16 protein-coding genes are annotated in these 17,098 nt (G+C 51.8%); 10 read left to right on the top strand and 6 right to left on the bottom strand.

Annotated elements, in window-relative coordinates; genetic code table 11:
• The first annotated feature begins 128 nt into the window (after window positions 1–128).
• The gene (tyrS, locus tag AAGJ81_04480) at window positions 129–1,304 is read left to right on the top strand and encodes a tyrosine--tRNA ligase (GenBank protein MEM0965396.1); all 1,176 of its coding nucleotides are present in this window, start codon (window positions 129–131) and stop codon (window positions 1,302–1,304) included.
• Window positions 1,305–1,312: 8 nt separating this feature from the next.
• Here the strand turns inward: tyrS and AAGJ81_04485 are convergent, their stop codons facing one another.
• From AAGJ81_04485 to AAGJ81_04500, 4 genes are all read right to left on the bottom strand, one after another.
• Window positions 1,313–3,304: a glycosyltransferase gene (locus AAGJ81_04485; GenBank protein ID MEM0965397.1), complete on the bottom strand. Its 1,992-nt coding sequence runs from the start codon at window positions 3,302–3,304 to the stop codon at window positions 1,313–1,315.
• A 44-nt stretch (window positions 3,305–3,348) separates the two neighbouring features.
• A complete protein-coding gene (locus AAGJ81_04490; GenBank protein MEM0965398.1) occupies window positions 3,349–4,899 on the bottom strand; it encodes a glycosyltransferase in 1,551 nt (516 codons plus the stop codon).
• Between the two features lie 3 nt (window positions 4,900–4,902).
• Complete coding sequence (gene aroB / locus AAGJ81_04495; protein MEM0965399.1) at window positions 4,903–5,994, bottom strand: 3-dehydroquinate synthase; 1,092 nt, start codon at window positions 5,992–5,994, stop codon at window positions 4,903–4,905.
• 138 nt (window positions 5,995–6,132) lie between these two features.
• Entirely contained in the window at window positions 6,133–6,459 is a 327-nt protein-coding gene (locus AAGJ81_04500; GenBank protein ID MEM0965400.1) for a cupin domain-containing protein, read from the bottom strand.
• 93 nt (window positions 6,460–6,552) lie between these two features.
• Here AAGJ81_04500 and aspS point away from each other — a divergent pair, with 93 nt between their 5' ends.
• The 9 genes from aspS (at window position 6,553) to atpC (ending at window position 15,177) form a co-directional block, all read left to right on the top strand.
• Entirely contained in the window at window positions 6,553–8,355 is a 1,803-nt protein-coding gene (gene aspS / locus AAGJ81_04505) for an aspartate--tRNA ligase (GenBank protein ID MEM0965401.1), read from the top strand.
• A gap of 115 nt (window positions 8,356–8,470) precedes the next feature.
• A complete protein-coding gene (locus tag AAGJ81_04510) occupies window positions 8,471–9,430 on the top strand; it encodes a F0F1 ATP synthase subunit A (GenBank protein MEM0965402.1) in 960 nt (319 codons plus the stop codon).
• 104 nt (window positions 9,431–9,534) lie between these two features.
• Window positions 9,535–9,759, top strand: a complete 225-nt coding sequence (locus AAGJ81_04515; protein ID MEM0965403.1) for an ATP synthase F0 subunit C — start codon at window positions 9,535–9,537, stop codon at window positions 9,757–9,759.
• A gap of 74 nt (window positions 9,760–9,833) precedes the next feature.
• A complete protein-coding gene (gene atpF, locus AAGJ81_04520) occupies window positions 9,834–10,412 on the top strand; it encodes a F0F1 ATP synthase subunit B (protein MEM0965404.1) in 579 nt (192 codons plus the stop codon).
• A 9-nt stretch (window positions 10,413–10,421) separates the two neighbouring features.
• On the top strand, window positions 10,422–10,820 hold the full coding sequence (locus AAGJ81_04525) for a F0F1 ATP synthase subunit delta (protein ID MEM0965405.1): 399 nt from the start codon (window positions 10,422–10,424) through the stop codon (window positions 10,818–10,820).
• A 25-nt stretch (window positions 10,821–10,845) separates the two neighbouring features.
• Window positions 10,846–12,378 (top strand): F0F1 ATP synthase subunit alpha, encoded by a 1,533-nt coding sequence (gene atpA, locus AAGJ81_04530; protein MEM0965406.1) that lies wholly within the window; start codon window positions 10,846–10,848, stop codon window positions 12,376–12,378.
• Window positions 12,379–12,416: 38 nt separating this feature from the next.
• Window positions 12,417–13,295, top strand: coding sequence for an ATP synthase F1 subunit gamma (gene atpG / locus AAGJ81_04535; GenBank protein ID MEM0965407.1), 879 nt, complete (start codon window positions 12,417–12,419; stop codon window positions 13,293–13,295).
• Between the two features lie 23 nt (window positions 13,296–13,318).
• On the top strand, window positions 13,319–14,743 hold the full coding sequence (gene atpD, locus AAGJ81_04540) for a F0F1 ATP synthase subunit beta (protein ID MEM0965408.1): 1,425 nt from the start codon (window positions 13,319–13,321) through the stop codon (window positions 14,741–14,743).
• A 20-nt stretch (window positions 14,744–14,763) separates the two neighbouring features.
• Entirely contained in the window at window positions 14,764–15,177 is a 414-nt protein-coding gene (gene atpC, locus AAGJ81_04545) for an ATP synthase F1 subunit epsilon (protein ID MEM0965409.1), read from the top strand.
• 55 nt (window positions 15,178–15,232) lie between these two features.
• Here the strand turns inward: atpC and AAGJ81_04550 are convergent, their stop codons facing one another.
• Together AAGJ81_04550 and AAGJ81_04555 are read right to left on the bottom strand one after the other, a co-directional pair.
• Window positions 15,233–15,853, bottom strand: a complete 621-nt coding sequence (locus AAGJ81_04550) for a hypothetical protein (protein ID MEM0965410.1) — start codon at window positions 15,851–15,853, stop codon at window positions 15,233–15,235.
• Window positions 15,854–16,149: 296 nt separating this feature from the next.
• The coding region (locus AAGJ81_04555) for a choice-of-anchor I family protein (GenBank protein MEM0965411.1) at window positions 16,150–17,098 on the bottom strand (949 nt) is incomplete at its 5' end.

Below are 17,098 nucleotides of genomic sequence, written 5' to 3' on the forward strand. Positions count from 1 at the left end.
GATTCTGGCATTCGAAATCTCCCCGTATGCGATCAAAGTTGTGACCGCACCCAACTCCAACTCGATTAGACTTGTGGATTGAACCCTTGCCAACGGCACAGGCGAAAAACTAGCGTTTGGTTCAGGGTATGACCGCTTTTGACTTTGAGAAAAACACCGAAGACGCAATTGGTGCGGATGAACTCCGAGAGAGGATCGCTCTAGGGAAACGGTTGAAAGTGAAACTGGGGGTCGATCCTACACGTCCCGATCTTACCTTCGGTCATCTCGTGGTCTTCAACAAGTTGCGTGAGTTTCAGGACGCTGGCCACGAGGCGATATTGATCATTGGAGATTACACGGCCATGATTGGGGATCCGAGTGGACGGTCTTCGACCCGGCCCGTTTTGACTGCTGAGGATGTTGAAACAAACTCAAAGACTTACCTAGACCAAGCTTTCCGGGTGCTCGACAGAGAGAGGACTACGGTTCGCTACAACAGTGAATGGTTCAAGGACATGAGTTTTGCAGACTGTCTTGATCTCTCGCGTAAGATGACAGTGGCTCGTATGCTGGAGCGGGACGATTTTTCCAAAAGACATCAGTCGAACACACCGATCAGCATCGTAGAGTTTCTCTATCCGCTGATCCAAGGATACGACTCGTTGATTCTCGACGCAGATGTGGAGCTCGGAGGAAGCGATCAGCTCTTCAACATGCTGGTAGGAAGAGCCCTTCAGAAAGACGCCGGAAAACCTGAGCAGGCAGTATTGACGCTACCTCTTTTGGTGGGTTTGGACGGACATCGCAAAATGTCGAAATCGTTCGACAATTATGTCTCGTTCAACGATTCGCCGTCAGAAATGTTTGGTAAGGTGATGTCAATTCCCGACGAGACCATGTGGGAGTACTGGCGCCTGCTCCTGCTTACTGGGGTTGAGGAGATTGAAGATCTCAAAAAGGGTCATCCCATGGACGCCAAGAAGGGCTTGGCGAAGGAGTTAGTCAGTCGATTTCACTCTCAAGAGAAAGGGGAAGAGTCTTTGCGCAACTTTGAGCAGGTGTTCACCCGCGGAGAGAACCCAGAGCAAATGAACGAAGTTTCGATGGCCGCGTTTGGCTTAACGGCGGAATCCACTTTGGTGGATGCGATGGCGAACTCCGATCTGTTTTCGAGTAAGAAGGAGATTATCCGTCTTATTGGGCAGGGAGCGGTGAAGAGGAATGGGAGTCGGATCGATGACCGTTCTACATCGATCGGAGAAGTGGGTGAGGGACAGGTGATTCAGGCGGGGAAAAGAAAATTCTTCCGACTGGTTTCCTGAATCCGGTATTACTTGCCGTAGTAGCGGCTGTAGAGTGTTTTGGCGCTTTCGGCTTGCTTGCCTACCAGGCCGGCCAGCCGGAACCGAATGACAGTGGCAAAAACGAGGATGAATCTATTGAATCTGGTCCCTCGGCCCCACTTCGCTGTTCCTGCTTTTGTCTCTCGTCCTAGGTAAACAGTCTCTCCCTCTCGCCTCAAAAGCCGACTGAGTTCCACATCTTCCATGAGTGGAAACTTCTCGAGGCTCCTCCAAGCTTTTTCATAACGGCGGCGAAGAAATATTCCCTGATCGCCCCAATAGGATTCGCCGAAGACTGCCCGACCTTCGTTCATAAATTCGACCAGAGTGAGCACGCTGGAGGGGTGGAGAAAGCGCTGACCACAGGCACCTCCCACTACCGAGGTGTCGAGTGACTGGATCTCTGACAAGACGAGGGGTTGAATGATACAATCTGCGTGAACAATCAGTATCCAGTCCGTCTCCATCGCTTCGATACCGGTGAAGATTTGAGATCCACGTCCACGAGGAGAGGAAACCACTTGAATTCCATGCTGGGAGGCAATGTCGAGAGTGTTGTCGGTTGAGCCACCATCTGAAATAATCAATCCGTCTGGGGCTCGTTTTCCCTTCGAGATCGAATCAAGACATTGAGCCAAGGTATCTCCGGCGTTGAGGGTCGGTATGACGACTCCAATCGTCCGTTCATCGTCATTACTCTCTCTGCTGTAACGAACTCTTCTCTGCTGACGCAGACGATTTCCTTCAAAAACTCCCAGAACCAGAAAAGGTCCCCAGATCGTCCATTCTGCCCAGTCTGGCAGCTCCCAGTATCCCGTTTGTTCGAATTGGACCCAAACGAGAAAGTACAAGCTCTGCGATAGGCATAGCCAAATCCAGCTAAGAGAGGGCCTCAGGCAGAGAAAGGGGAGGAACCAGCTGAGGTACCAAAAGTGAAGAATCGGACTGAAAAGAATGAGGGCACCGATGACTCTTCGGATAAGCGTCGAAGGGGAACCTCCTTTCCAAAAAATGAAGAGCAGAGCACAACCGCCCAGAACTCCTCCGATTGGAGAGGCAAGGCTTTCTGAAATCTCAAATTCTCTAAGAAGGAGTGGAATTAATCCCTGAAAGGTAGAGGTTCCTCCAAATTCTTTGAGAGAACTGATCCAGGTTTCCAGAGCTCCTACAAACGGAAGCCAGGTCACTAGGATCAAGAGGGGTAGAATCCACCATCCACGAAAGGCTCTTTGGAGAAGCCAGACGGGGAGAAGAACAAGGCTTACCAATTTGACCTGAGCAGAGATCGCAAGCATCAGCCACGAGAGCCGCACCCACCCCTTCTCTAGAGCTAAGGCTGCTGAAGTAAGAAGAAAAACGAAAAGCGAGTCATAGTGGGCCTCACCTGCGAATGACAGGAGAATAACCGGATTGATCGAGTAAAGAAGCGCGAAATGGCTCGGCAAGGATCGCCGTCTCAGCAAGGAGAAGACAACGAACAGGGTTGCCAGATCGAAAAGCACGAAGACCAGTTTATCAAGAGGTTGAGAGACAACTCCCGAGAGCCACTGAGTGCCTGCGAATACGAATTGTGCAACCGGAGGATAGACTGTGCCCCGATCTTTGTGATTCATTCGCTGCCAGTCTTCGTTTTGAAACTCAGCGAGTGAAGGATCATCAGCCGTTTTTTCGAAGGGATTGATTCCGGAGAGCACAAGGGTTCCTTCCCAGCGGTATCGATAGACATCATCGCTTTCCGGAGTAGGCCAGAGAATCACCCGCAGGGTGATAGACACCAGAACGACCAAGAAAACACTCAAGCGGGAATGCCGATCCCGCAGAGGATAGAAACCCCAGCAAAGGGCCACTCCAGCCGCTTGGAAGAGAAATCCAAACGAGCGCCAGACCGTTGGTTCATCAAACCGAGCAAGAGACGCAAACGGAAGGCAACCAGCGACTAGGAGGAAAAACCCGAGTAAGAAGACAACCCAACGGGTCATGGATCGGATTTTATAAAGGTATTTCGGAGGCTTGAGGCGACAATTCAGCCGACAGTTCGGGCCGTTTGAGATTCTGAGCGCGGAATCTTACGCCTGTTGCTGCGGAGCCTACGAGGATTGAAATCAATGATTTCCCACAGGGAGAGGAAACCAACGAAGAGGTAACCAATAGTGTAGAGAAAAAGGAAAGGAGAGATACCCCAGATTCCGAGGTAGACGTGGAGGATAAACGAAATCATGCAGTAAAACCCGAGGAAAATCTCCGCTCCGACTACCCATGAGGCTTTAGCGCGGTAGGTAACTGCGTTGTTGGATCCCTTCTTTGGAGTGCGGACAAACTCGCTGTCCTTTCCAAAAATACCGCTGATCACTCCTCTACTGTTGGAGACTGAAATCCCCAACCCGATCACCGTAAGAAGAGGCAAAAGGACGACTCGTTTAGGCCAAGTCTCCGGATAGAGGTGGCGTTGGCCGACAAGGTAAAGAGAGTTTGGCCCAAGGGCAGCAACGAGAATCGCGGCGACTCCGAATGACCGGAGAAGAACGTGTAGCTCCTCCGGAAGGATAAAGAGAATCGGAAGACTCAATAGTGCGACCGTGAGCGTTACCGGGTGAATTGCGTAGTGGGTCATGTGTAGAAGGGCCTGTATACGCACCACCAGCGAATGTCCCGATCTCCAAACACGTGGAAAGAGCTTCTTCGCTGTTTGAATGGAGCCTTTGGCCCAGCGAAACTGCTGATTTTTGAAAGCGGTGAAGGTGGAGGGAAGCTCTGCAGGAACAACTGCATCACTTTTGAAAGCAAATCGCCATCCGGCTAGCTGAGCCCGATAGCTAAGGTCCATATCCTCGGTTAAGGTGTCCCCCTCCCAATTTCCACAGTCGTAGATGGTTTCCTTGCGCCAAACCCCTGCAGTTCCGTTGAAATTAAAAAAGAGACCATTGGAAGACCGTGCGGATTGTTCGATCGAGAAGTGGCCATCGATTCCGACGGATTGAGCTCGGCAGAGAATATTCTCCTTGGGATTGAGGTGGCTCCACCTTCCTTGGACGAGTCCTAGACGAAAGTCGTCCAATAAAAGAGGAAGGGTCTTGCGCAGAAAATCTGCCTTGGGCACAAAGTCGCCGTCAAAGATCGAAACAAATTCTCCCTTGGCCTCTTCAAGACCTGCCTTAAGAGCGCCGGCTTTGAATCCCTCCCGGTTTTCCCGCCGAAAAACATCCACCCAATGACCCTCCTCCCTTAGAGCATCAGCGACCCGGTCGATCACCGCACAAGTCTCATCATTGGAATCATCCAACACCTGGATTTGGTGCCTCTCCAAAGGGTAGTCAATCGACGCGACAGCCCTCATGATTCGCTCGGCTACATTGAATTCGTTGTAGAGAGGGATCTGCGTCGTCACCACAGGAAGGGACGATTCATCCCTCCAAAGCTTCTCCTCGACCTCTCGGGCTCGCTGATCCTGTCGCTCGAGGAAAGCGCGTCCGCGCAGAAAAAAGAATACCTGCCAGTAACAGTTTAGCCCGTAAAGAAAAAGCAAGCATCCTGCCAGTAGGTAAACGGATGCTAAGAACCATTCGAAGATATTCATAAGTTACTGGGCTCCCGCTTCTTTCCAGAGTTCCTCCAAGAGGACGGAATCTGCGATTTCCTGAGTCCGTGCTTTCCCGATTTCATCGATTACAACTAGGCGAATTTTTCCTTCCCGGTTCTTTTTGTCTCGACCCATAGCCGCCAGGAGATCGTCAACTGAAAGGGGAGCGGAAAGTGTTGAAGGTAAACCGTTGGCCAGGATGAGGTCACGGATTCTCGTTACCGCAGAAGACTCGAGAAATCCATTCCGTGCGGAAAACTCAGCGGCAAGGATCATACCGATGCTGATCGCCTCTCCGTGAAGATAGGTTTTGTAGGCAGCCACGGCTTCAATCGCATGGCCAAAAGTGTGGCCTAGATTCAGCAGGGCTCTTCCGCCCTCCTGAGCCAGCTCGGTTTCATCCTCTGCGACGATCCGCGCTTTGATTGCGCAGCATCGAAGGACGACACTTTCGAGAATGGGAGAACGGGCATCTAGTCTACCTGTCTTTTCCAAAAGGTGGAATAGATCTTCGTCGGCCAGTATTCCGTATTTGATGACCTCGGCCATTCCTGCAGCGAATTCTCTTTCTGGGAGAGTTTCGAGAAAAGGTAGCCATGCCGCGACTCCGTTCGGCTGGAGAAAAGCCCCGACGAGGTTTTTGCCAGCGACCAGATTTACCCCCGTCTTGCCGCCGACCGAGCTATCCACCATTGAAAGGAGGGTCGTAGGAATCTGGAAGTAATCGACTCCCCGTAAGTACGTTGCGGCGCAAAATCCTGCGAGATCTCCGACTACGCCGCCGCCTACAGCAATGACAAAAGAGCTTCGGTCAAGGTGATTGTCAGCAAGAAACTCGAGGACTTCCTCCGCCTGCGACAATGACTTTGATTCTTCCCCAGCTGGAACTGTGAATTGAGGAATCCCAGGAAACGCTTCTTCAATGAGTCTGCCATGAGTCTCTCTTACGGTCGAGTCGACAACGATTGCGCAGCGACGACCTGCCCGAATCTGTCGATTCAAGTGAGATGCCTCCGTTAGACTCTCAAAGAGTTCAAATCCGATCCGGATCGGGTAGGAGCGTTCCCCCAGTTGAACGGTAAGAGATTCCATTTCTGTGTGTTAGGTGAAACGGGGACGCGAATCCAGTTCTGAATTTTTGGAGAATCTGGAGGTTCGTTCGCGAATAGAAGGATCGGAAAGCTCAATCAACAATCCTGTCAGCTAATCGGATGCCAACTCGGAAATCCATCAAACCAACGGTTCAGCGCAGTGCAGGGCGAGCCAGTGCGCATCGCTCGAAGTTGAGGCAACTCGGTGGCGACAATGGGCGGGAATCACGAGATGGTCGCCGCCCTTCAAAGGGATTAACTCTCCATTTTCTTTTTCGAGAACGGCTGTCCCTTTCAGAAGGACTACCCATTCATCGGTTTCCTGATCATACCAGAACTCTTCGTCGCTGTTGGCTCCGCGGGATACGATGTGCTCGAGTTTTAGAGCGGGGTTTGTCAGCAGGGGGTAAAAGTCCTCGCCGACCCCTTCCGGCTTCTCGAAGAGGTTTCTAACCTTTAATTTCATGAACGGAGGCTGATTGGGGATGAAAGGTCTGGCAATCGGATCCTTTACACTTGTCCCCAACCCGTGAGCAGGCTTTGCTTCATGGTTTTTTTAATGAAGACGCGGACGAATAATTGTGGAGAGTTGCGAAAGGAAGCGGCAGGTCAGTCGGTAGTCTTGGCAGGCTGGATTGACTCGGTTCGGGATCACGGTGGCGTCCTTTTTGTCGATCTGCGGGACCGGGAGGGGATCACTCAAGTCGTTTTCCACCCGGGCGACCAGACCATTGATGAGGCTTTGGCACATTTCAAAACGGAGTCCGTGCTTGAAATCGAAGGAGAGGTGGTTCTTCGCGAGCCGGAAACGATCAATCCACGGATGGCTACCGGTGAGATCGAAGTACAGGCCTCAAGGGTAGAGCTACTTAACCGATCGAAGACTCCGCCGTTTCCAATGGACGATGAGAAAGCGGAAAAGGTGAACGAGGACCTCCGCTTGCGTTATCGTTACATGGACCTCCGCCGCCAGAGGAATCTATCTGTTCTTCAGTTGCGCCATCGGACAAGTCAGGCAGTGAGAAGCTATCTCGACGAGCAGGGATTTTTAGAAGTGGAGACTCCATCGCTCTTCAAGAGCACGCCGGAGGGTGCTCGCGAATTTCTCGTGCCAAGTCGTCTTAATCCGAATGAATTCTACGCTCTGGTCCAGTCTCCCCAGCAGTACAAACAAATGCTAATGGTCGCAGGAGTGGAGCGCTACTTCCAGCTGGCGCGTTGCTTCCGTGATGAAGATTTGCGGGCTGACCGTCAGCCCGAGTTTACTCAAATCGATCTCGAGATGTCGTTTATCGACCGTGAGGATCTCTACGAGCTTGTTGAGGGATTGATGAAGCAAGTGTGGAAGGATGCACTGGATGTCGATATCCAGACTCCCTTTCCCCGATTGTCCTACAAGGAGGCAATGGAGCGCTATGGGAGTGACAAGCCCGATACCCGTTTCGGAATGGAGATTGTCGATTTCTCCGATGTCTTTGCTTCCTCAGGTTTCAAGGTTTTTGCCGGTGCGGTCGCAGTGGGAGGCGTTGTCAAAGCGATCAACGCCAAGGGTTTGGCCGATTTGACCCAAGGTGAATTGAAAGCTCTGGAGGAAGCCGCCCGATCTCTTGGGGCAAAGGGGCTCGCGTTTATCAAGTCGGATAACGGTGAATGGAAGTCTCCTATTTTGAAGTTTCTATCGGAAGAGGAGAAGGAAGATCTCCGCAGCCGTCTCGAGGTTGAGGATGGAGACGTCGTGTTTTTCGCAGCGGGTGAATGGGAGTCGGCGGTAACGATTCTTGGCAGGGTTCGGCTCGATTCGGCAAAACTCCTTGAGAAACGCGGACTACTGCAGCGCGACCCCCGCGATTACCGATTTCTTTGGGTAATTGAGTTCCCGTTGATGCTCTTTGATGAGGAAGCGGGTCGCTACATTGCGGCTCACCACCCATTCACTTCACCGGTTCCCGAGGATGCGGATCTGCTGGACTCAGATCCCAAAGCTGTCCGTGGACAGCATTACGATCTCGTCCTCAACGGGGTTGAACTGGGTGGGGGTAGTATTCGTATTCATCAGCCCGAACTGCAGCGAAAGGTATTCGAGGATGTCCTCGGCCTGCCCAAGGACGTAGTTGAGGAACGATTTGGATATATGCTGGAGGCATTTTCCTACGGGGCACCCCCTCATGGAGGGATTGCCTTTGGATTGGATCGCCTCGTTGCCATTCTTGCGGAACGGTCGAGTATTCGTGACGTGATCGCTTTCCCAAAGACCCAGAAGGGTCAGGACCTGATGTCGAGCGCTCCAACTCCGGTGACGGCCAAGCAACTGGCCGATCTTCACATTAGAAACGTGGAGCCAATCAAAGAGGAGACAGAGTAACTCAAGACCCCATTTTCTTGAAGAAAACGAGTGAAAATGAAAAACTCTCGCTTTGGGAGTTGACCCCTTCAGTAGGTGTTTTCCATAACTATCGGTTTCGCGCTCTGCACAGTTGATGAAATTGAGACACCTTCTCATCGTATTCGGTTTTCTTGCCGGTGGGACTGCCCTTATGGCAGCCGACGATGGCGTGTCACCCTCTGCCTACGTAATCGGTGACGTTTTCGGAATTCCGATTACTAATGCAATGGTCACGAGTTGGGTGATCTCGTTCTTCATCATCTTCATTATCCGCACGTTAGCGGGAAGGATGTCTCTCATTCCGGGAAAAGGTCAGGTGGTTGTTGAGACTTTGGTCATAGGTCTCAGGGACTTGATTGAACCGATTGTGGGTAAGAAAATGGTGCAGCCGACTTTTTGGCTTCTGGGTGGCCTGTTTACGTTTGTGCTGATTACGAATTGGAGCGGGTTGCTACCAGGGGTCGGCACGATCGGGGATGACACCATGAAGGTCCAGTTTTACTCGGCTGAGCAGCAGGATCTATTCAATAGTTACGCTGAAGGTTCTGAAGAGCAGGACGAAATGATTCGGAACCTTCGTAAAGAGGGTAGGGTAAAGGATCACCTCAACTACTTTATCCGCCCCGCGAACGCAGATTTGAACATGACCTTCGCACTTGCTGCTGTTGCGATGATAGCGTGGCTCTACTTCATTTTCGTGTACGTTGGTCCGAGAGGTGTGATTAAAGACATTTTTGGAAACAAGGCAGACAAGGATGAGGTTCCAATGCCGATTTACTATTTGCTGACTCTCATCTTCATCGCAGTTGGATTCATCGAGGTCATCTCGATTATGTTCCGCCCCGTTTCACTTTCGTTCCGCCTGTTTGGAAACATGTTTGGAGGTGAGAATCTGTTGTCCAGTATGCATGGGATTTTTGCCTTTTTACTGCCAGTGCCCTTCTACTTTCTGGAGATGCTGATCGGCTTCGTTCAAGCCCTAGTGTTTACCCTACTCGTGGCCGTTTACATCGGCCTGATTTGCAATCATAGCGATGAGGAACACGAACATTGATTAATCAATTTCCCTGGCGGGACCGGTGCCAGAGGTAACCAATCCTCACCGAGTGCCGGGCGTCGGGAAAACCACTACCAACAACAACATCAAGTCATTAAAAAATGATCGATATAATTGCAGAAATCTCTGGTGACATCGGAGCAGGTTTGACCGCGGGTCTCGGCTGCGCTGCTGCCGCACTCGGTGTAGGACTCATTGGAGTCAAAGCCGTTGAAGCGGTCGGCCGCAATCCGGGTGCCTCCGCCAAAATCCTCGTTCAGAGTATTATTGGGATGGCGCTTGCAGAGGCGGTCGCCTTCTACTCGCTCTTCCTATACGGAGGTTAATCCAGAAAGTCGTTGTTATCTAACTGTCGTCGGACGGATTTCTCTCCGTCCGACGGCTCCTTACTTTACTTCCCATGTTCACCGAATTCCTGACTAAGATTACGATCGCGGCCGCTCCGGCAGGCGAAGAAATCGAGGGACCTGTCCAAACGATCGTAAAGCACTTCGGTTTGGACACGGGCTTCTTCATTGGGCAAACGATCAACTTCGTTGTTGTCGTGGCCCTCCTTTATTTCCTCGCATTCCGTCCGATCCTTCGGACGGTTTCCGAACGCCAACAGAAGATTGAAGATGGACTGCGGTTTTCTGAAGAAATGAAGGCAAAGCTTGCTGATGCTGAAAAGAGCCACGAGGAAACCCTTCGGAAGGCCTCTCTTGAGGCTCAGGAAATCATGAAGGAGGCTAAGGCGCAGGCAACAGCCCTGATTGATGCTAAAACTGAAGAAGCACGTCTGAAAGCCGAAGGGATTATCAAGAGAGGCGAAGAGTCCTTGGCTGCTGAGCGGAAAAAGATGATCGACGAGGTTCGCGGCGAAGTGTCTCGCCTTGTCGTAGAGACAACCCGTCAGGTGCTCGACGAGCAGCTGACAGATGATCAGAAGCAAAGATTTTCTGACAGTGCCGCCGAAAAGCTGGCAGTTTCGTTCAATTAAAATTCTTTGATGCGAAAGAATCCGAAAGCCAGAAAGATTGCTGCCCGTCTTCTCGACTATTGCAGAGACGAGGCAGGTCGCCTATCTGCGGAGACGACTGAGGGAATTTTGGCATCCCTCCGCGAGGATCCACCCAGCGACTACCGCGATATTTTGCGTTACTTGGCTTTCCTGGCGGAACGGGAGATTTCCTCCACGACCGCTACGGTTACGGTAGGAGCATCGATTGGAGCAGAGTCTCAGGAACTGATCCGAAGGAGTTTTTCCAAAGAATACGGCCGTGAGCTCGCTGTCGAAACCAGTGTCGATCCCTCTATGATAGCGGGAACGAAGGTGCAGGTGGGTGACGACGTATTCGAAAATTCAATCCCTTCCCGATTGGCCGGTCTAGGCAACCCAAGCAACTAACCCTTTTTCACTATTTTCATCTACCATGAGCAGCATTGTTGAACAGATCGAACAGGAGATTTCCCGTCTTGGGGCTTCGACCCAGCAGACTAACGTAGGAAACGTCCTTTCCATTGCCGACGGGGTCGCCCGAATAAGCGGCCTCTCCAAGGTCATGTATAACGAGATGATCGAGTTTCCAGGTGGCGTGTTTGGCATCGCCTTGAATTTGGAAGAAGACGAGGTCGGAGCGGTGATTCTGGGAGATCCCGCAAACATCCGTGAAGGAGATGAAGTCAAAACGACTGGAAGACTTCTTTCAGTTCCCGTCGGGAAAGCACTTCTTGGGCGGGTTGTGGATGCACTTGGGCAGCCAGTTGACGGAAAGGGAGAAACCAAGGCGGAAGATCGTTTTCCCGTAGAGCGCATTGCCCCGGGAATCATTCCTCGTAGATCTGTGGATCAGCCGCTCCAGACTGGGATTATGGCCATTGATTCGATGATTCCGATCGGCCGTGGCCAACGTGAGTTGATCATTGGAGACCGCCAAACCGGAAAGACCACGATTGCGATCGATACGATCATCAATCAGGCGAACATCAACAGGGTTGGTTTGGAGTCTGGGGATCCTGATTTTCGTCCGGTTTACTCCATTTACGTAGCCGTGGGTCAAAAGAACTCAAACGTTGCCCGGACGATTGCTGTCTTGGAGAAGGCGGGCGCTCTTGAGTTCACTACGGTCGTATCAGCTCCAGCAGCTTCGAACCCGGCTAACCAATACATTGCCCCATTTTCCGGTGCGGCGATGGGTGAGTATTTCATGCAGAATGGAATGGATTCACTCATTGTGTATGATGACCTTTCCAAACACGCGGTAGCCTACCGGCAAATCTCTCTCATTCTAAAACGCCCTTCCGGTCGTGAAGCTTATCCGGGGGACGTTTTTTACCTGCATTCCCGCCTGCTTGAGCGGTCTGCCCGCCTTGGCGAGAATTATGGAAACGGGTCGTTGACCGCTCTGCCGATCATTGAGACTCAAGCGGGTGACGTCTCTGCCTACATTCCGACCAACGTGATTTCGATTACCGATGGTCAGGTTTTTCTAGAGACGGATTTGTTCAATCAAGGTGTGCGACCGGCGATCTCTGTGGGTCTCTCGGTTTCCCGCGTGGGCTCTGCCGCTCAAATCAAAGCAGCCAAGCAGGTTGCTGGTAAGGTGAAGCTTGAGCTGGCTCAATACCGTGAGTTGGCGGCGTTTGCTCAGTTTGGATCCGATCTGGATGCAAAGACGAAAGGTCAACTTGACCGTGGTGCCCGCGTAGTCGAAGTCTTCAAGCAACCGGCGTTTTCTCCGAAACCTGTCGAAGTCCAAGTGTCCATCCTCTGGTCGGTGCAGAACGCCTACTTTGATGATATTGAGGTGGCCAAGATCCAAGAGGCTACCGCTGCTCTGGAAGAGTTTCTGAGCAACCGAAAAGAAGCCCTTCTTACGAAGATTCGATCTGAAGCAAAACTCAGTGACGAAATTACGGAAGAGCTCAAAGGTGCCGTTGAAGAGTGGAAAGCCACATTTGTTTAGATCAGGATAACGCCCAGTCTAAACCCTGAACGAACGATATGGCCAACACCCGCGATATTCGCAATCGGATCAAGAGCGTCAAGAATACGGCTCAGATTACCCGGGCGATGCAGTTGGTGGCCGCTTCCAAGATGAAGCGTGCTCAGGCTGCGGCGCTCAAGGGGCAGGAGTACTCGCGGAACTTTCTCAAGATACTCGCCAGCCTTTGCGATCGAATGGAGGACGTTAAGATCACGCACCCTTACCTCGAGAATCGCGAGGTAAAGCGAAGAGGTATCCTTTTAGTGACTTCCGACCGTGGTCTCTGCGGCCCATTGAATTCCAATCTTTTCCGCAAAATCCTAGCCATGGAGGAAGAGCCTCCCATCCGCTGGTTCAACATTGGAAGAAAGGGACGGCAGTTTTTGACCCGCTCAAGAAAAGAGCTGGCCGCTGACTTCACGGTAAGCGATACCGGAAACTACTCCGAGGTTCGCCCGATCGTGGAAGCGATGGACGATCAGTATCGAAGTGGAGAAATTGATACGATCGAAATCCTGTTTCCCAGATTCGTGAATACACTGACTCAGGAGCCTCGGCTCGACCCTGTCGTTCCACTAGCCAGTCTTCGGGCTTTCGTAGATCAGCACACCGCGGAGCTTGGTGAGATTACCACGGATGAACGAGAAATGATCTTTGAGCCGGATCCGAAAGCCGTCATGGATCACATCCTTGAGCTTTTCATTAAGGAATCCGTTTATCAGCGAGTCCTAAACGCGAAGGCCTCCGAACACAGTGCGCGGATGGTCGCTATGAAGTCTGCAACGGACAACGCCAAGAGTCTGGTGGATGACCTTACACTTGAATACAACAAGGCGCGCCAAGGTGCCATTACTCAGGAGATTCTCGAACTCTCCGCAGCAACTTTTTTTAATTAATCAAAGAAACCACTGACCCTCCCATGGAAAATATCGGAAAGATCGTGCAGGTGATCGGCCCTGTCGTCGATGTGAAGTTTGACGAAGAAAACGTGCCGAAGATTTATCAGGCCTTGAACACTTCCTTTGAAGTCGACGGCAAGAAGGACAGTGTCGTTCTCGAAGTTCAGCAGCACCTTGGGGAAGGTGTGGTTCGGGCGGTTGCAATGACATCAACGGAAGGGCTCGTGCGTGGTCTTGACGCCGTGGATACCGGAGCAGCCATCACCGTCCCGGTTGGCCGGGGGGTTCTGGGTCGTATCTTCAATGTGACGGGTGACCCAGTGGATGAAAAGGGTGAGGTCTCCTTTGAGAAGCGTCTGCCGATTCACCGCAACCCTCCGGAACTGGTGGATCAGGACGTCCAAGCGAATATTTTGGAAACTGGAATTAAGGTGATCGACCTCATTTGTCCTTTTATTAAGGGGGGCAAAGTTGGAGCGTTCGGTGGAGCGGGGGTCGGAAAAACCGTCGTGATCATGGAGCTAATCAACAACATTGCCAAGGCGCATGGGGGTTTTTCGGTTTTCTGCGGAGTGGGAGAGCGCTCTCGTGAGGGAAATGATCTTTACCACGAAATGTCGGATGCCGGTGTGATCGATCAGGAGAATATTCCTAATTCGAAAGTGGCCCTTGTATACGGTCAAATGAACGAACCACCCGGTGCTCGTATGCGGGTGGGGTTGAGTGGATTGACCATGGCTGAGTATTTTCGCGATGAGGAAAAGCAGGACGTGCTCCTCTTCGTCGACAACATTTTCCGGTTCTCTCAAGCGGGTTCGGAGGTATCTGCGCTTCTAGGACGTTCTCCATCCGCCGTTGGGTATCAGCCAACTCTTTCTCAGGAGATGGGTAATTTGCAGGAACGGATTACCTCCACCAAGCAGGGTTCGATCACTTCGTTCCAGGCGGTGTATGTTCCTGCTGACGACCTTACCGACCCGGCTCCGGCTAATACGTTTGCCCACCTTGACTCCACGATTGTCCTTGAGCGGCGAATTGCCGAGCTGGGTATCTATCCTGCTGTGGACCCGCTTGCCTCCACTTCAAACGCTCTTGATCCTGCGATCGTCGGTGAAGAGCACTTCAATGTCGCCCGCGGTGTTCAGGACGTTTTGCAGCGTTACAAGGATCTTCAGGACATCATCGCGATCCTCGGGATCGACGAGCTATCAGAAGAAGACAAGAATACTGTTTTCCGCGCCCGGAAGATTCAGAAGTATCTCTCGCAACCGTTTAGTGTTGCGGAGGTCTTTACCGGATTTTCAGGAAAGTATGTTTCGGTGGCAGATACCATTCGTGGGTTCAAGATGATTTTGGATGGCGAGCTCGATCACCTGTCGGAGAACGATTTCGCTTACAAGGGTTCTATCGACGAAGCGATTGCAGCCGGCGAAGCATCCGAATAGGGTCGGAGCGATTTTAACAGATGAAACTGACCATCATTACACCGGAAAAGACAGCCTACTCGGGAGAAGCCGATTATGTGGTTCTGAACACGGAAGACGGTGAGGTCGGGATTCTGCCGGGGCACTTGCCGCTGGTCACGCTTTTGGTGCCAGGAGACATTCAGGTGGAAAAAGGGAGCGAGAAAGAGGCTCTGGCGGTCGACAAGGGATTCGCAGAAGTGAGCAACGATGAAATTCGCGTTCTCACGGAGGCGGCAATCAACGTTGACGAGATCGATCTAGATGCCGTTGAGAAAGCAGAAGAACGAGCCCGCCGCTTCATTGCCGAAGCCGAAGGAAAACCAGATCTGGATCCGATGGAGTTAGAAGAGGCGAGGGGAAGCCTTCGCTTTGCGATTGCTCAGCGTTTGACCAAGGGCAAGCGCCTGATCTGAGGTTAGGTAGTGCCCAAACAGCCGGATTGATTTCAAATTTGAAATCCGAACCGCTTCACCTCCGCTTTCGCTCGTCCGTAAACAACTCCATTTGGGGTGCGCGGATCATGTCGTAGATCTTCAAAAGACGAAGAAGGTGGAGTGATTCGGACTTCTGATAGCTATTGTTTGCCTCGATTCCCTGGAGAAGATTCTCGAGGATCGTCCGAAAGGTAACGATAAAGTCGATGCCGTTTTCCTTAAGGAGTTCGATGGACTCCTGACGATGAGGTTCTGTGGCCGGAAGACCGGGCAGCACCAGAACTTTCGTCACAGCATCTACTTTCTCGATGAGTTCGTCATCCTCGCTGAAGTATTTTTCTACCGCATCGAGAACATCCTTCTTCAGGAAATCAAAGATCTTGTTGCTCTGCTTCAGCATACGCGGGGTGAACGAGGACGTATGCCATCCCTTGACAACAACGAGTGCGCGATGGATGGAACGAACGTCACCAGAGAAGAGCTGGAACCCACGGGATGCGCTTACCTCTTCCGGAGCCGGGTTGTAGACAAGTAAATCAATCTCCTCGTCGGCGCGCTTTTTGCGCGACTGCACCTTGTACTTCCGCAGCTGCCGGACCAGGAATCCGTTCAGCTCAAAGTACTCGCGGACGATGTTTTCATCAAAGGCTGCCACTGTTTACCGATGGGTTTAAACCCATGAGAATGAATGAGTTGTAACAGAATTCAAGCCGGAACAGCGGAGGATAGGCGATAGGCGTTCAAAATTGGAGCGGCGACTTTAGTCGCCGGAGAACTCTGATCGGCAGCTTAGGCAGCCGCTCCGAAACTGCACTATTTTACGGAGTTATTTCGGCACGAAGTCGTTGGAAGAGGGTTCACCCCTCGATCTGGAATTCGTCAATACCGGAACGGACAATCTATCTCCCAGCCGGGTCGAGGGATCAACCCGCTCCTACAAACTTGAGTCAATTAGTCTTTCTCAATCGAGAAAAGGGTCACCGTTCCACTGACTTCGTTGGCGACTGCGAGAATCGGTTCTCCGGTTGGACTCTCTTCTCCTTTGATGAAGATGATCGACTCTGGACCGAGATCGCCGGCAGTTCCTTCTTCTGCGTTTCCGGAGAAATCCCGATTGTTGAAGTATCCCGCCCAAGTCGGTTGTTTCGGGTCAGACACATCGAAGATCGCCACTCCACCGACTCGCTCAAGACCGACAAAGAGATGGGGGACACCATCAACTTCTGCAAAAGCAATCGCCTCAGGCTCCGGGCCTTTGTCGTCGCTCCTACTATCAAAAGAGTCATTTTCGTCGTTGTTGGAGTTGAAGTTGTCAGGTTCGGCGATCGCAAGTCTTTCTTCGATGACGGACCCACTGTCGTACACCAGGGCGCCGTCTGCATCGAGAATAGAGAACGACCGACCGCCGTAATTGAAGATAATGTCATAGTCCCCGTCGTCATCAATGTCGCCTGCATTCGTGCTGACTTTCAGGCGCCCAAGGTTGTCATCCTGGAGAAGTGTTTCAGCGTCGGGAAACACGGTGGAGTCCAAGGTTAGATCTTTTGCGCGGGCCTCCTCGCTCCATGCATCGTAATCCCGCGCATCACCCTCGTTGGCGGTCGCAAAGTAAAGTTCTCCGTCGACGGTGAATGCGACAATGGAGTCAGGCTGAAAGAGACCGAATGTTGGCCAATTTCGGATGATTACGGAATCATCTTTGTCACTCGCATCGAGCGGAACTTTGGAATGGTCCTGAAAGCCCAGACCCACCAAATCGGAGATTTCCTTCTTCTCTAAATCGATAATGGCAATCGCATTGCTTTCTTGGAGGGTGACCATGGCGATACTACCATCTGGTGAGACGGCTATGTATTCGGGTTCGAGATTCTGTGAAAGGCTGGAGGCGGGATTTCCCGGA

The organism is Verrucomicrobiota bacterium (genome assembly GCA_038744685.1).
Lineage (GTDB): Bacteria > Verrucomicrobiota > Verrucomicrobiia > Opitutales > Puniceicoccaceae > Puniceicoccus.

Coding starts and splice junctions, on each gene's coding strand:
- tyrS (MEM0965396.1), top strand. CDS start 129: ATGACCGCTTTTGACTTTGAGAAAAACACCGAAGACGCAATTGGTGCG.
- AAGJ81_04485 (MEM0965397.1), bottom strand. CDS start 3,304: ATGACCCGTTGGGTTGTCTTCTTACTCGGGTTTTTCCTCCTAGTCGCT.
- AAGJ81_04490 (MEM0965398.1), bottom strand. CDS start 4,899: ATGAATATCTTCGAATGGTTCTTAGCATCCGTTTACCTACTGGCAGGA.
- aroB (MEM0965399.1), bottom strand. CDS start 5,994: ATGGAATCTCTTACCGTTCAACTGGGGGAACGCTCCTACCCGATCCGG.
- AAGJ81_04500 (MEM0965400.1), bottom strand. CDS start 6,459: ATGAAATTAAAGGTTAGAAACCTCTTCGAGAAGCCGGAAGGGGTCGGC.
- aspS (MEM0965401.1), top strand. CDS start 6,553: ATGAAGACGCGGACGAATAATTGTGGAGAGTTGCGAAAGGAAGCGGCA.
- AAGJ81_04510 (MEM0965402.1), top strand. CDS start 8,471: ATGAAATTGAGACACCTTCTCATCGTATTCGGTTTTCTTGCCGGTGGG.
- AAGJ81_04515 (MEM0965403.1), top strand. CDS start 9,535: ATGATCGATATAATTGCAGAAATCTCTGGTGACATCGGAGCAGGTTTG.
- atpF (MEM0965404.1), top strand. CDS start 9,834: ATGTTCACCGAATTCCTGACTAAGATTACGATCGCGGCCGCTCCGGCA.
- AAGJ81_04525 (MEM0965405.1), top strand. CDS start 10,422: ATGCGAAAGAATCCGAAAGCCAGAAAGATTGCTGCCCGTCTTCTCGAC.
- atpA (MEM0965406.1), top strand. CDS start 10,846: ATGAGCAGCATTGTTGAACAGATCGAACAGGAGATTTCCCGTCTTGGG.
- atpG (MEM0965407.1), top strand. CDS start 12,417: ATGGCCAACACCCGCGATATTCGCAATCGGATCAAGAGCGTCAAGAAT.
- atpD (MEM0965408.1), top strand. CDS start 13,319: ATGGAAAATATCGGAAAGATCGTGCAGGTGATCGGCCCTGTCGTCGAT.
- atpC (MEM0965409.1), top strand. CDS start 14,764: ATGAAACTGACCATCATTACACCGGAAAAGACAGCCTACTCGGGAGAA.